This is a genomic window from Mucilaginibacter sp. P4_A11 (assembly GCF_056402535.1).
This window is the reverse complement of sequence record NZ_JBFUHE010000012.1, coordinates 15,858-29,556: the sequence shown is the minus strand read 5'-3', so window position 1 is coordinate 29,556 and position 13,699 is coordinate 15,858. Positions and strand designations below refer to the sequence as shown.

Here is a 13,699-nt window from a genome sequence, read left to right as displayed (position 1 = left end):
ATCATTCTAATAGCCTGTGGGGCCGCCTTGATCATGGCGTATTTCTACGCAGAATTTATTTTGACACTAATCAGCTCCCTTGCGATTCCCCCCAGATTAGTCCATGTTGAGTAATAAACCAAAAAATGGAGGTAATGCCCTAACAAAAACTGAATAATATTTATAAACACTAACCAAAAACCACAAAAACTTGTAACCATGATCAATGAAGTTTTGCAACCCGACGTTACGGACGGTTCAGTCGCCCATGATAAGGTGAGAAAAAAAGGACTGCGTTTATTCTACATCCGTTATTTCTTTGTTGCAATGGCCAGTCTTTTTCCGATAATGGCGATAATTGGGTTTACCCCAGATTATCAGATGATAAGCGCCCAGGGGCTTAAGGTTTATTGGTTTCTTCATGTTCACGGTTCCATAATGGCATCCTGGCTGCTGGTTTTCCTTGCGCAGGCGATACTCGCGGCAAAAGGCAACCTCAAATTTCACCGCAAACTCGGCCTTATTTCCGTGGTGCTTGGTGTACTAGTTTTCCTTAGCATTGGCATTGCCATCGTTCATGCAAAAATTGCCTATTCACCTCCGGTAGGAGACGCCGACGCCTGGGGCATTTTGTCACAACAATTGTACGGCTTCCTATTATTCGGCCTACTATTTACATGGGGTATCCTGGCCAGAAAAAATGCGGCGGTACACAAACGCCTGCTTTTACTGGCAACGCTGGTTTTGATACAGGCTGCCGTAGACCGGATACGTTTCTTACCAGGAATAAACGAGGCGCTATATATTCGTTTTATTTACCTGGACGCATTATTAATTCCACTGTTTATTTATGATCTTCTTGCTATAAAGCATATTCACAAAATAACGATGATCGGTACGGCGTGCATCGTCTTTTTACAATTGATGGTAACAATGGCCTGGGGCTCTCCCATCTGGAATAAGTTAGCCTATAACATGTTCGCACCTTTTATGGAGCAGCAAGTGGAAATAAAGCTCACCGATACCCAGACTGACCCGATACTGGGTTATTACGGCGACATAAAATGGAAGATGGCAATTATCCGGACTGGCGGAAAGATCTATCTTCAATTACCAAACGTACCTAAATTTGAAATGGCGGCGACCTCTGAAACTGAATGGTTCCTTAAAACCACCACCTGGAGGATCTCGTTTATAAAATCTCCGGATGGCAGAATATGGCAGGGGTTTATATCCGGGCAATGATACCACTTACCGGTTGTTGAAACACAGTGGATTTAATACGCTGTTGTTATCAAGTTTTTACATTCATGCAAACGGAGACCTGTATTCTGGTGATTCTCATCAACCCATTATTCATAACGGTAAATGGGTAGGCGATTCTTCCTATGTGCGAAGGGTGACTGATCTCAAAAGAAAATCTTCCATATCCCGGATTGAAATTTTACTGGAAGGGCGTTGGTATGGGCAGCCGCCAAACACATTTGATTTTATCCGTGACTGGTATGATCCATCTAAGACGGTGCCGGGTATCGTGACCGGTATCAGTGAACAGAGTACGTTATATAATATCTGTAAGGTGCTAAAAGAGGTGCTTGGTGCCGATGCATTTTGTATTGATGATGAGTCTGTGTATGACAGCCCTTCTATTATTGCGATGGGCAAGATTGCGGCAAAACTAAACATGCATATGACGTTATGCCCTTATAAAGGATACACTTATTGGGACAGTATTCTAAAAGCATCAGATGTAAACGTGGTTGATGCTTTGTATTTACAATGTTATGATGGCGGTGCAGAAAACGAAATAAAAGACTGGGTAAGGGCGCTTAAACCTAAGCAGCCGATTTATCCTGTATTTATGGTACGTGGTTCATTCAGTACATGCGATACTTATAAAGGAAGTAAATCAGTAACGGAGATCAAGACCCAGTTGAAAGGCTTTAAAAACGACTATCCGGGTATAAGTGGTGCAGCGATATGGCAGATGGAAGATCTGAAAAGTTTTGTAAAGATGGGATGTTCTGTGAAGGAACCAACCTCGGGAAGTGCGAAAAGTGTAGCCGGATTTTTGAGCCAGTTGAAAAAGACGTTGAAAAGCGAGTTGTAGCATATGCCGGTATGAAAGTAGGTGTTCTTTTATCATGCAGGTATTATTTCTGAGGCTTATATGATGTTTTGATAAGTTTTATGAATGCCCGATTAGGGTTCGGGTTTTTCTTGTTCCAGTATTTGTTGTTAGCTAAGATTGTGAGTCCAAAATCTGCGATTGCTTTGAAATTTTCAACAAAAAGGTTCGAAAAATGTCCCGCTTCAGGAGCCATTTAACTTTTGTTAACTGATGACGGCAGGTTGTTTTGCGAAAGCGTATTCCTTTCGCCGTCAACTGTCAATGAACCAATTTTATAGTTGATGTTTATTGACTGCTTATCGTTGTTAATTTTACGATCATAATGAGCTCCTCCGGTGGCGGCTTTTGGATAACCATCCCCGTCGTATCGTCCATCAAATGATTCAAGTTCATCACCTCCACCGGAAATAGTTATACCGCCGCTTTCAGATACCTGGATATTTCCACCGGCCCCTAACTTGCTGTTATCTTCCCACCCTAAACCTGTTTTACCGGTATTAGAAATGGTACCGTATGCTGATAGTTTCTGTTTGTTACTGAAGAGATTGAAATAAGCCTGGTCCTGGTAATATTGGTTGGTACCGATACCTGCCTCAAGTTTACCGAAGTAGCCATTCTTTTTATCTTCCTTAAGTTTCACATTGATCGTTTTCGTTTTTTTTCCGTCATCAATACCCGTAAAGGCGGCCTGATCACTTTTTTTGTCATATAATTGGATCTTATCGACCATATCACCACGAATATTCTGAGTCACCAAGGTGGGGTCGTCTCCAAAAAACTCCTCGCCGTCAAGTAATACTTTATTCACCACCTGACCCTGAGCGGTAATTTTACCATCTTTATCCACCTGGATTCCGGGCAATTGCCTTAGCAGATCCTCAACCTTCGAATTTGGCCTGATTTTGAAGCTCGCTGCATTATATTCAGTAGTATCTCCCTTTATCTTAATGGCGATTGGGTCGCCCCTTACGATCACTTCTTTAAGTAAGCGCGTTTTAAGTGTCAAATTGATTTTTCCGAGGTCAACGTCGCTGGTGCTGCTATCCAAAACGATTTGCTCTATATAATCGGCGTACCCCTTATATGTGACCATTAGCAGTACCTTACCTTTCTTCAGGTTATTAATACGGAATGTCCCGTCCAAAGCAGTTCTCGTGAACGCCTTTAATGTCGAATCCCCCGAGTTTAATACACTCACTGTCACATAGGGTAATTTCAATTGGATGGTAGAGTCGGCCACTACGCCCCTAAGCGAGTTGCCCTTCTGAGCAAGCAAAGAGAATCCCAACACGCTGAATAACAGCGTTAGCATAATTATTTTCATAAGGTATGGGAAAGATGTATTTGAAGCCCTGGGTTATATTACCAGCGTTTCCATTTTGGGGAAATAATTTTGGTTTATTTAAAATCCACGGTACAGTTGTAGCAATTCATTTTTATCTTGGTTCCTTCGCCATTGCCGGATTTTGCAGTAAAACTCGGCGGGTCTTCTAAAAGCTGTTCTGCGAGAGTTATTGAAGCTTGGGGATTTATTTTTTTCTCTGCGTTATCGGGTTTGGCTTTAGTGCCGTCTTTTCCGGGGCTATTAACCCGTACTGCCGTGATCATAACCGGTTCTTCTTTTTGAACCCCAACCAGGGGACGCGAAACTTTCTCAAAATTGGCGAAAACCTTAGTATAGATACCTATGAAATCAACGGAGAAGTTATTGATACCGGTAAGCGGCAACCGAAGGCTGCAATATTTATCTTCAAACATTAAAGAGGTCACAGTCGGCATAATATTCCTAATCTTCACGTCAGCTCCCGCGCCGTTCATTTCCATGACGTATAATAGTTTATCGATCTGGAATGAGTTGAACTTTTTTGTGCATTGTACGATCCCCGCTTCATCGAATTCATATTCATCGTTTACACTCTGAATAGCAGCTTTCATGACATTTCCCGCGATTATCGTCGAAGATTCTGACCTGATTGTGAGATCATGAATATTATTTGCCCTGAAATGGCCAAGACTGAAATCAATGTTTGCCGTTTGTAAATCCCCGCCTTCAAAATCTCCATACTTTGAATTTAAGATCAGCAGCCCTGCATTCAGCATTTGCAAACTGCCGTTACTTATATTGATCCTCGCATTGCCAACATTGTTTAGAATCTTAAGATCTGCCAGTTTATTATCAATATTTAACCTGGTGTCGGCAGGGAAATAAATCGTAACCGTCCTTTTAACGTCTTCCTTGGTTCCGATGTACTCACCCTTGCCATTGAACAATACTACACTTCCTTTTTGCAATGCTTTGTCGCCGGGCGTCTTGTTGACGGCCGGTTTACCGGAATTATAATCTGAGTGAATGGAAAATTGACCAGATGTTGCTTTAAAAGCTATTCCTAAGCGCTCAAACCATTCTGCGTCTGTAAGTGTTGTATTTCCTTCGTAGTATACCGTGGTGACTATCTTCACTTTCTTTTCATCCCAACTTTTTATCACCAGTGGCCGCGAAATATTATTTATAGCCAAAGTTGCCCCGTCTGAAATATTTACTTCCTGTGAAACAGTTCGGCTTTCTGTTCTTTCAACGCCATTCGCAGCTGTTTTGACCGCTGATTCCTGCGAACTGGCAGGCAGGAATAAAACGCATAAATAAAGCGACAGTATAAAAAATCTTAATAACCTTATATTTTCCATCGTTCTGAATATTAAATGTTAAGAAATGTTTGTTGGTTACCCTCAGAAACCGGCCGGTTTTCCTTGAATAAAGTATTGGTTTTATTGATCTCCGATTGTAGTGATTTCAATATATTGAGCTTCTGTTGATAAATAGCGATCAGCTGTGTTAAAAGGTCATCGTTTATGCCGGAACTCCTGATTTCTTTTTCGAGCGCGGCTTCGTCTTTTTCAATCCTGCGGAATTCCAAAATAAAATAATTAAAATAACCCGGCTGAGCTGTGTAAAGTGGAGTTTTGTTGATCCGCTCCTTCTCAAGATTTATAACCTGGATGAAATTCACATCCAAGGAATGCATTTCAACGGAGTTTGGGCCCTCAGTTGCAGTTATTACCCTCGGTTCTTCTGCCTTAGACTTGAGTTTCGCCTTTGACCTCTGATTAACGGCCAGGTTTTGCTGAACGGTCGTCCCGCCTTCAGAACTTTCTTCTTTTTCGCCATCCGTTTTTATCGATTGTGTTTCAGGAATGACTTTCTTTATCTTGTTATATTGAACAACCGAATTGACAGTAGTTCCTTTGTTGATAAAAATGATCCAGATCCCAAACATCAAAAGAATTACAACAGATGCTGCTATTCCATATCTGAACAATGGGATTGTGATCATCCCTTTATTTCTCTTGGTTTCTTTGCGGATATTAACCCAAATCGCTTCTGAGGGTTCATCCAGATCCAGCCCGCTGGCGTTATTTTTTAAATATTCTTTAAAATCATCCATTGTGTTGCAATTGTTTAATAATTCTATCCTTCAATAGCGATTTCGCCCGTGAATACTGGCTCTTACTTGTCCCTTCACTAATCCCGAGATTGTCAGCAATCTGTTTATGGCTGAAATCTTCCAGTACATACAGGTTAAAAACTATCCGACATCCGTCGGGCAACGCCTTTATATGTTTGTGTATTTCGTCAAGACTGACATCTCTCCACCATCCTGATTCGACTTCCTCGGCCAGGCCCTGAAAATCCTGATCATTCCAGCTATCATAAGAAATTCTCTTCTTACAAAATCTGATACATTCATTAACTACTATCCTTTTCAGCCAGCCACCAAACTTTTCCGGATCATGTAGCTGCCGCAGGTTCTGAAAAGCAACCATAAAAGAATTCTGCAATAAATCTTCAGCATCGTCTCTATCACCGGACATTCTAATACATATATTGAACATAGCTTTAGAATAGGTGGAATAAAGGAATTGCAATGCTGACTCATTGCCCTGTTGGGCTTTTCTTAAGATATCAGGCAAAACGAATTCACTTTTTACTTTCATTGCATATAAGAGTTTGAGTTGGTAAAAAGGTTGGAATGAAATATGAACATTTTATAAAATATTCCCTCAAACATTGAACGTATTAACGAAATGCATCGGCTATTCAGCTTTTGTGCGTCGCCTGCGGCCCGAAAAATCCGGAACATGGAAAAATTCGATCGCGATTGTATGAGGCACAGTTTTATAAAGTATTTATGAAGACCGGCAGATAATCTACTACCGCCCGTGAAATTAGATAAACCTGGTGGAAAACAAATGCCAGGTATGGCAAACGCAGCAGAAAATAAGAGAAAAGTATTTCTATTCATAATAAGGTTTATAATTCAAGCTGACTGGGGGATCACCTGAAAATCAAAATAATTGGTTTGGCGCTTCCGCGATAAGACAAAAATCGTATTTATTATAAAATGGTATCGGGGATAAATTAATATTTAATAGGGGATTAATTGATATTATCAATAATATTAGCAATAGCAAGTATAAACAACAATAAAGAAAAACTAAATATTACTGCGATCATACTTCAGTCCGTTTAGAAATATTGCAACAAGAATATCGAAGTATGTAAATGAGGAACGTAAATTATTAACAATTGAGAAGAACTGATTTTACAATCTCGTAAAAGCTTTCATAATTAAACAATTTAAAGTACCATATCATACCGCAACACATTAGGGTTGCCTACGCTAAAAATATGCAATGAGTTAACTTGAATAGTATCGCCATTCGAACCAACTTTTAGATCAAATGTGTGCGTTGAACGAAATGTGCGGACATCCGTAAGTTCAAAATTTTCTAACAGACCTCCTGGTAAGATGAAGCGGACAAGAGTTTCGTATGTTGATGACAAGTGGATGCATATTGGTTGTTTCAATCCACAAAAAAATACTTTTTTTACTTTCCAATTTTTCCGCCTAATAATAATGCTGTTGAGCCGCCCAAAACTTCAATCAAGAAGAAAAAAGATTGAAAATGTAACTCCACTCTATAGAATGAGCGGTTTGTTATAAATTAACCTTTTGCAATTTTCATCTACAAATGCCCATTTGATCTATCAAATTTGAAATTATAAAAGCCAAAGAGACACCCTGGAAACAGAACAATTCTATTGCAAATAATTGTTTTAATTTGCAATAAGTTATTGGCTAATTGTGAAAATACTGATCATAGAAGATGAAGTTCGTATAGCAACGCTGGTGCAACAGGGGCTGGAAGAACAGGGACACCAGACTACTATCGCTTACGATGGCCTAACTGGTAAAAAACTGGCCCTTCAAAATGATTATGATCTGGTGATCAGCGATATTATTTTACCCGGCCTTAACGGGATAGAGGTATGCAGGGAGTTCCGTCTGGCTAAGCCTGATCTGCCTATTATCCTGCTTACGGCCCTTGGCACAACAGACGACAAGGTAGATGGCTTTGATGCCGGGGCAGATGATTATTTAGTAAAGCCGTTTGATTTTCGGGAATTACTGGTGCGTATACGAGCGGTGATGAACCGCAAGAGCATTAACCTTATTGTTCGACCAGTTATTTTAAAATATGCCGATCTGGAATTAAACAACCAGACCAAAACCGTAAGTCGTTCAGGCAAATCTATTAGCCTTACCCCAAAAGAATTGAAACTGCTGGAATACATGATGCAAAACAGCGAAAGGGTTTTATCCAGGGCGGAAATTGCGGAAAAAGTATGGGACACCCATTTTGATACGGGTACAAACTTTATTGATGTCTATATCAATTACCTGCGAAAAAAGATCGACAGAGACTTTGGCAGTAAACTCATCCACACTAAATCTGGTTTGGGCTTTATTTTTAAAGAAGAGGCATGACCATACGCAATAAACTCACTTTGCTGTTTACCGCCATCATCGCCGCCTTATTGTTGGCATTTGCATTGGTGGTTTATTTCTCCTTTTCAAAAAACAGAGAGACTGAATATTACAATTCTCTACGCCATACTGCCATCAATAAAGCGAATCTCTTGTTAGATGCCAAAGTTGCCCCTTCGGTATTACAACTGATCTACCGGAACGCTGAAAACTCCTTGTTTAAGGAAGAAGTAGCCATTTATGATACTTCCTTTAATCTATTATACCATGACGCGGTGGATATTGACCAGGTAAAGGAAACCCGGCGGATGATAGATGAGGTCGTCCAAAAAAAGGAGATCAGGTTTTACCAGGGGGAGATGCAGGTTGTGGGTATTTTTTATCATCACCGAGGCCAGGATTATGTGATCACAGCTATAGCCAATGACCAGGGAGGCTATGTGAAACTTCGCGACCTAAAATATACCTTGATCATCTCATTTTTTGTAGCAGTATTCCTCATTTACATAGCTGGTCATGTTTTTTCGAGCAAAGCCTTAAAACCGGTGTCTGACATGGTGGACAAGGTGGAGGAAATAACAGCCACCAATTTGGACCTGCGTATTGATACAGGAAAAGAAAAAGATGAGATCAGCGAACTGGCGGTTACTTTTAATGAAATGCTCAACCGGCTGGAAAAATCCTTTGACGCGCAAAAGGAGTTTGTATCCAATATTTCGCATGAACTGCGTACCCCGCTTACGGCTATGCTCACCGAATTGCAGGTTGCGGTAGAAAAAGAAAGGAGTAACGAATCCTATAAAGCATCCATTCACCATGCCATCAGCGACGCGCAAAAGCTGGTACGCTTATCCAATAGCCTGCTCGACCTGGCTAAAGTCAATTATGACCATACAGAAATCGCTTTTAGGGAACTGCGCTTGGACGAGGTGATCCTGGATGCCCGGAATGATGCCCTGCACGACCAGCCGAATTGTAAGATCAACATCTTGTTTGAAGGGGAAATGGATGACGATAATGACGTTTCTGTAAGGGGCAATGAATACCTGTTAAAGGTAGCATTTATGAACCTGATGGAAAACGGGTGTAAGTTTTCAGCAAACCGGGAGACCTCTGTAGCGATCTCCTATTTTAAAGATAAAACCATTCTGCATTTCCGGGATAAGGGTATCGGGATAGCTGAGCCGGAATTGCAGCACATCTTTGATGCTTTTTACCGGGGGGCCAATCAACAATTTGCCGGGGGAAATGGCATCGGGCTATCGCTCACCAGGAAGATCATCGAGTTGCACAAAGGAAGTATCTCGGTAACGTCCGAGATTAACGAAGGCACCACATTTACTATTGAACTACCTCACTTATAAAACATTATTTACTGAATGCTCCCACATACTATAATTCTAATGAATTTCTAATTTTTTTCTAATAGTCCTCTAACGAACTGCTGAAAACAGGCCATCTACCTTTGCGCCAGTAAATAATAGCTGTCTCTGGCAGCAATTAAAAAGCAAAGGTCGTTATGAAAAAAAATCTATTCTTATCTCTATGGTTAACCGGCTGTATGCTTCTGTTGGCTGCCTGCCATCAACCGGAAGCCGCTAAAGAAACAAGTGATTATACTTTATCTGGTGATACGATCCTGGTAACACCAAATTCCAAGCTGGCGGGCAAGCTGAAAAACGAAGTCGTTAAAGAGCAATCTTATCGCTTGCAATTGTTAACAGCTGGTACAGTAAAAGCCATCCCAACCCAGTATGCCGAGATCGCCCCACCATTTTCGGGCCGTATCACCAAATCGTATTTAAAACTGGGGATGCGTACCTCCCCCGAAACACCGTTGTTTGAAATTAGCTCTCCGGACTTTATCACCGCGCAAAAGATCTTTTTTCAGGAAAAGTCACAGTGGCAACTGGCAGAAAAAACACTGAAAAGACAACAGGATTTGACGGCGCATGGCGTTGGTACGCAAAAAGATATGGAAGAAGCCCAAACAGCTTATGAAGTAGAAAAGAAGGAATTTGAGAACGCGGTGATTGGTATTAAAATATTCAAAGCCGATCCTGACCAGCTGGTGCTGGGCCAGCCGCTCGTGGTGCGTTCGCCTATTGCCGGACAAGTGATTGAAAATAAGGTGGTACTTGGCCAATTTATTAAAAACGATGCCACCAGTGTAGCAACTGTAGCCGAACTATCCAAAGTTTGGGTAGCCGGCCAGATCAAAGAAAAGGATATTCGCTTTATTCATGAATTGGATGAATGTTCTATTCAGATTACTGCCTTACCCGAAAAACAGGTTAAAGGTAAAGTATACCATGTGAACGATATGGTAGATGAAGACACACGCAGCGCTCAGGTACTCATTGAGTGTAACAATGCCGACCGTACACTAAAGCCGGGTATGTATGTTACCGTAGATTTTGACAACGCACCCTCCCCGGTTATCCTGATCCCTACAACCGCCGTATTGCAAATGAATGATGAGAGTTTTGTATTTACAGAGCCCGCACCCGGAAAATATGTAAAACGGAAAATTGAAACAGCCAATACGGATCATGACCAGGTGGTGATCAAGTCAGGCCTGAAATCAGGCGACCGGATCCTGATTTCGGGTGGCTTTTATCTGTTGGACGCCAAATAAAATATAGCCATCATGAAGAAACTAATTTTTACCGCCATAAAAAAGCGCTGGCTTTTTGCTGCGTTATTTGTCCTGTTGGCCATATTTGGCTATTACTCCTGGACACAACTTTCCGTAGAGGCTTATCCAGATATTGCCGATGTTACTTCGCAAGTAGTGACACAGGTACCCGGCCTCGCCGCCGAAGAGGTGGAACAACAGATCACCATACCTGTAGAAAGAGCCTTGAACGGCATGCCGGGTATGCACGTTATGCGCAGCAAAAGCACCTTCGGGCTCTCTATCATCACCATAGTTTTTGACGATGGGATTGAAGATTACTGGGCAAGGCAACGCATTACCGAGCGCCTTGGCGATGTAACCCTGCCGTATGGCGCGCAGCCCGGCCTTGACCCGTTAACCTCACCTATTGGCGAGATCTACAGATACATCATTGAAAGTAAAAACAGCGACCTGCGGCAGATCACCGACCTGCAAACCTGGACCATCATCCCGCGCATTAAACAGGTGCCCGGTGTGGCGGATGTAACCAACTTTGGCGGTATCACTACGCAATACCAGCTGGAAGTTGATCCTGGTAAGCTGGAACAATACAAACTTTCGCTTACTGATATACAAACCGCTATCAATAACAACAATGCCAATGCGGGTGGCAGTGTATTGACGCGTGGCGACCTTGGCTATGTAGTACGCGGCATCGGCCTGGTAAAAACACTGGAAGGCTTGGGTAATGTTGTTGTTAAATCGGTAAATGGCGTACCTGTTTTTTTAAAGGACGTGGGCACTTTGAAGTATGGTAATCTGGAACGAAAAGGTATTTTAGGCTATACCGACCGTAAAGTAAATTACAGCGAAGGTGATGAAGGCATCGTATTATTATTAAAAGGTGAAAACCCATCCAAAGTGTTAGAAGGCATCCATGCCGCTGTTGAAGACCTGAATAAAAATGTATTGCCCGAAGGTGTAAGGATCAGGCCATATATAGACCGTACCAGCCTGGTTGACACCACCCTGCATACCGTATCGCACACGCTGCTGGAAGGCATGACCCTGGTTATTGTTGTGCTGATTGTTTTTCTGGGTAACTGGCGTGGCGCCTTGATCGTGGCTATCACTATTCCACTGGCATTATTGGTCGCTTTTATATTGATGCACTTTACTCATATCCCGGCCAACCTGCTTTCGCTTGGCGCTATTGACTTTGGGATCATTGTAGACGGTGCCATTGTAATGATGGAAACCATTTTGAAAAAGCGGGAAGCAAGCCCCACAGAAGAGTTGCAGGAAACCACCATTGGGCAAAGGGCATTGGCGGTTGCCAAACCCATTTTGTTCTCTACGGTAATCATCATTACCGCTTACTTGCCTTTGTTCTCCTTTGAAAGGGTAGAAAAGAAATTATTTACCCCGATGGCTTTCACGGTGGGGTTTGCATTGCTGGGTGCATTGGCAGTCGCGCTGTTGCTGATACCCGGCCTGGCTTATGCCGTGTACCGGAAACCCAGGAAGCTGTTCCATAACAAATGGCTCGAAAAATTAACCACGGCCTATTTTGAAGGTGGTAAAAAGGTGATGAAGAAGCCACAACAGGTTTTTATTCCATTGGCAATCGCTTTGATTGGTGCAGTGATTCTTTCTATTACTGTAGGTAAAGATTTTTTACCTCCTTTGGATGAAGGTTCCATCTGGCTACAGGTGCAGCTTCCTCCGGGCGTATCCCTGCAAAAATCGAAAGAAATGAGCGATACCTTACGGCAACATACTATGAAGTATGATGAAGTAACCTATATGATGGTGCAGGCAGGGCGTAATGATGACGGTACGGATCCCTGGACTGCCTCACACTTTGAATGTAGCATCGGCATCAAACCTTATAGCGAATGGAAGAATGGGAGGGCAAAGGCTGACCTGATTAACGACCTGGCTAAAGAATATGCAAATATGCCGGGTTATACGGTTGGCTTCAGTCAACCTATGATCGATGGTGTAATGGATAAAATTGCAGGAGCGCACAGCGAACTGGTGGTAAAAATATACGGCGAAGATTTTAAGGAGACCCGTCGTATTGCAGAAAATGTAATGACCACGATCAAAAGCATCAAAGGTGCCGCCGACGTGGCCATTGACCAGGAACCCCCATTACCGCAATTGCAGATCAGCGTTGACCGCGATGCAGTAGCCCGTTATGGTCTCAATGTAAGTGATGTATCCGAACTGATCGAAGTAGCTATTGGCGGTAAAGCCATATCGCAAATATTTTCGGGTAATAAAGTTTATGATGTTATATGCCGCTATAACGAAGAAAGCCGTAACACGCCTGAAAAGATCGCTAACCTGATGCTTACATCACAAACAGGGGCAAAAATCCCTTTGTCGCAAATAGCAACTGTCAAAACTGCTACTGGCGAAAGTACCATCACAAGAGAATTGAACAAGCGGCATTTAACAGTTAAGCTCAATTTACGCGGCACTGACCTGACAGCGTTTTTAAACGAAGCGCAAACCAAAATTGAAAGTAACATCAAGTATGATCATGACAAATACGCTATCAAATGGGGTGGGCAATTTGAAAACCAGAACCGGGCCTACGCTAAGTTGATGGTTATTGTACCACTGGCATTAGCCATTATGTTTTTACTGCTTTATGGCGCATTCGGAAAATTCCGCCAGGCAGGACTGATCTTGTCTATTGTACCGCTGGCCTTGTTTGGTGGCATGCTGGCACTGAACATTAGGGGTATGACACTGAATGTGTCTTCGGCCGTGGGGTTCATTGCTTTGTTTGGTGTAGCCATTCAAAACGGAGTGATACTAATCTCGCACATCAACGACCTGCGTAAAAAAGGGTACGATTTACTAAAAGCTGTTGTAGAAGGAGCCGAAGATCGTTTTCGCCCGGTGCTGATGACTGCTACAGTCGCAGCATTGGGTTTGTTACCGGCGTCGCTGGCTACAGGCATCGGTTCTGATGTACAAAGGCCATTGGCTACAGTAATTGTATATGGGTTGTTTGTGGCAACAGCTATTACCCTGTTTGTGCTGCCGGCTCTGTATTACATACTTGAAAATAAATGGGGTAAAGATGATTTTAAACCGGCAGAGCCTCAAAAATAAGCTACAACG

Annotated in this window: 10 protein-coding genes; 6 read left to right on the top strand and 4 right to left on the bottom strand. The window is 42.3% G+C overall.

Translation table 11 applies throughout. The features are described 5' to 3' along the window. The first annotated feature begins 198 nt into the window (after positions 1-198). Both AC1DUD_RS21445 and AC1DUD_RS21440 read left to right on the top strand, forming a co-directional pair. A complete protein-coding gene (locus tag AC1DUD_RS21445) occupies positions 199-1,224 on the top strand; it encodes a hypothetical protein (protein WP_477378150.1) in 1,026 nt (341 codons plus the stop codon). Next, positions 1,187-2,089 (top strand): hypothetical protein, encoded by a 903-nt coding sequence (locus AC1DUD_RS21440; RefSeq protein WP_477378148.1) that lies wholly within the window; start codon positions 1,187-1,189, stop codon positions 2,087-2,089. The genes AC1DUD_RS21445 and AC1DUD_RS21440 overlap by 38 nt, the downstream gene beginning before the upstream one ends. A 214-nt stretch (positions 2,090-2,303) precedes the next feature. Here AC1DUD_RS21440 and AC1DUD_RS21435 read toward each other — a convergent pair whose 3' ends face one another. The 4 genes from AC1DUD_RS21435 to AC1DUD_RS21420 form a co-directional block, all read right to left on the bottom strand. Next, positions 2,304-3,434, bottom strand: a complete 1,131-nt coding sequence (locus AC1DUD_RS21435) for a carboxypeptidase regulatory-like domain-containing protein (protein WP_477378146.1) — start codon at positions 3,432-3,434, stop codon at positions 2,304-2,306. Between the two features lie 74 nt (positions 3,435-3,508). Further along, the gene (locus AC1DUD_RS21430) at positions 3,509-4,795 is read right to left on the bottom strand and encodes a hypothetical protein (RefSeq protein WP_477378144.1); all 1,287 of its coding nucleotides are present in this window, start codon (positions 4,793-4,795) and stop codon (positions 3,509-3,511) included. An 11-nt stretch (positions 4,796-4,806) separates the two neighbouring features. Beyond that, positions 4,807-5,553, bottom strand: a complete 747-nt coding sequence (locus AC1DUD_RS21425) for a hypothetical protein (RefSeq protein ID WP_477378142.1) — start codon at positions 5,551-5,553, stop codon at positions 4,807-4,809. Further along, on the bottom strand, positions 5,546-6,103 hold the full coding sequence (locus AC1DUD_RS21420) for an RNA polymerase sigma factor (protein WP_477378140.1): 558 nt from the start codon (positions 6,101-6,103) through the stop codon (positions 5,546-5,548). Before AC1DUD_RS21420 ends, AC1DUD_RS21425 begins: the two co-directional genes overlap by 8 nt. A gap of 1,151 nt (positions 6,104-7,254) precedes the next feature. Here AC1DUD_RS21420 and AC1DUD_RS21415 point away from each other — a divergent pair. From AC1DUD_RS21415 to AC1DUD_RS21400, 4 genes are all read left to right on the top strand, one after another. After that, the gene (locus tag AC1DUD_RS21415; RefSeq protein ID WP_477378138.1) at positions 7,255-7,938 is read left to right on the top strand and encodes a response regulator transcription factor; all 684 of its coding nucleotides are present in this window, start codon (positions 7,255-7,257) and stop codon (positions 7,936-7,938) included. Then, positions 7,935-9,302 carry a sensor histidine kinase gene (locus tag AC1DUD_RS21410; protein WP_477378136.1) on the top strand — a complete coding sequence of 456 codons (1,368 nt, stop codon included), beginning with the start codon at positions 7,935-7,937 and terminating at the stop codon, positions 9,300-9,302. Before AC1DUD_RS21415 ends, AC1DUD_RS21410 begins: the two co-directional genes overlap by 4 nt. 155 nt (positions 9,303-9,457) lie before the next feature. Next, the gene (locus tag AC1DUD_RS21405; protein ID WP_477378134.1) at positions 9,458-10,576 is read left to right on the top strand and encodes an efflux RND transporter periplasmic adaptor subunit; all 1,119 of its coding nucleotides are present in this window, start codon (positions 9,458-9,460) and stop codon (positions 10,574-10,576) included. 12 nt (positions 10,577-10,588) lie between these two features. After that, positions 10,589-13,690, top strand: a complete 3,102-nt coding sequence (locus tag AC1DUD_RS21400) for an efflux RND transporter permease subunit (RefSeq protein ID WP_477378132.1) — start codon at positions 10,589-10,591, stop codon at positions 13,688-13,690. Positions 13,691-13,699: the final 9 nt, after the last annotated feature.

Coding starts and splice junctions, on each gene's coding strand:
- AC1DUD_RS21445 (WP_477378150.1), top strand. CDS start 199: ATGATCAATGAAGTTTTGCAACCCGACGTTACGGACGGTTCAGTCGCC.
- AC1DUD_RS21400 (WP_477378132.1), top strand. CDS start 10,589: ATGAAGAAACTAATTTTTACCGCCATAAAAAAGCGCTGGCTTTTTGCT.
- AC1DUD_RS21410 (WP_477378136.1), top strand. CDS start 7,935: ATGACCATACGCAATAAACTCACTTTGCTGTTTACCGCCATCATCGCC.
- AC1DUD_RS21405 (WP_477378134.1), top strand. CDS start 9,458: ATGAAAAAAAATCTATTCTTATCTCTATGGTTAACCGGCTGTATGCTT.
- AC1DUD_RS21420 (WP_477378140.1), bottom strand. CDS start 6,103: ATGAAAGTAAAAAGTGAATTCGTTTTGCCTGATATCTTAAGAAAAGCC.
- AC1DUD_RS21430 (WP_477378144.1), bottom strand. CDS start 4,795: ATGGAAAATATAAGGTTATTAAGATTTTTTATACTGTCGCTTTATTTA.
- AC1DUD_RS21440 (WP_477378148.1), top strand. CDS start 1,187: ATGGCAGAATATGGCAGGGGTTTATATCCGGGCAATGATACCACTTAC.
- AC1DUD_RS21425 (WP_477378142.1), bottom strand. CDS start 5,553: ATGGATGATTTTAAAGAATATTTAAAAAATAACGCCAGCGGGCTGGAT.
- AC1DUD_RS21435 (WP_477378146.1), bottom strand. CDS start 3,434: ATGAAAATAATTATGCTAACGCTGTTATTCAGCGTGTTGGGATTCTCT.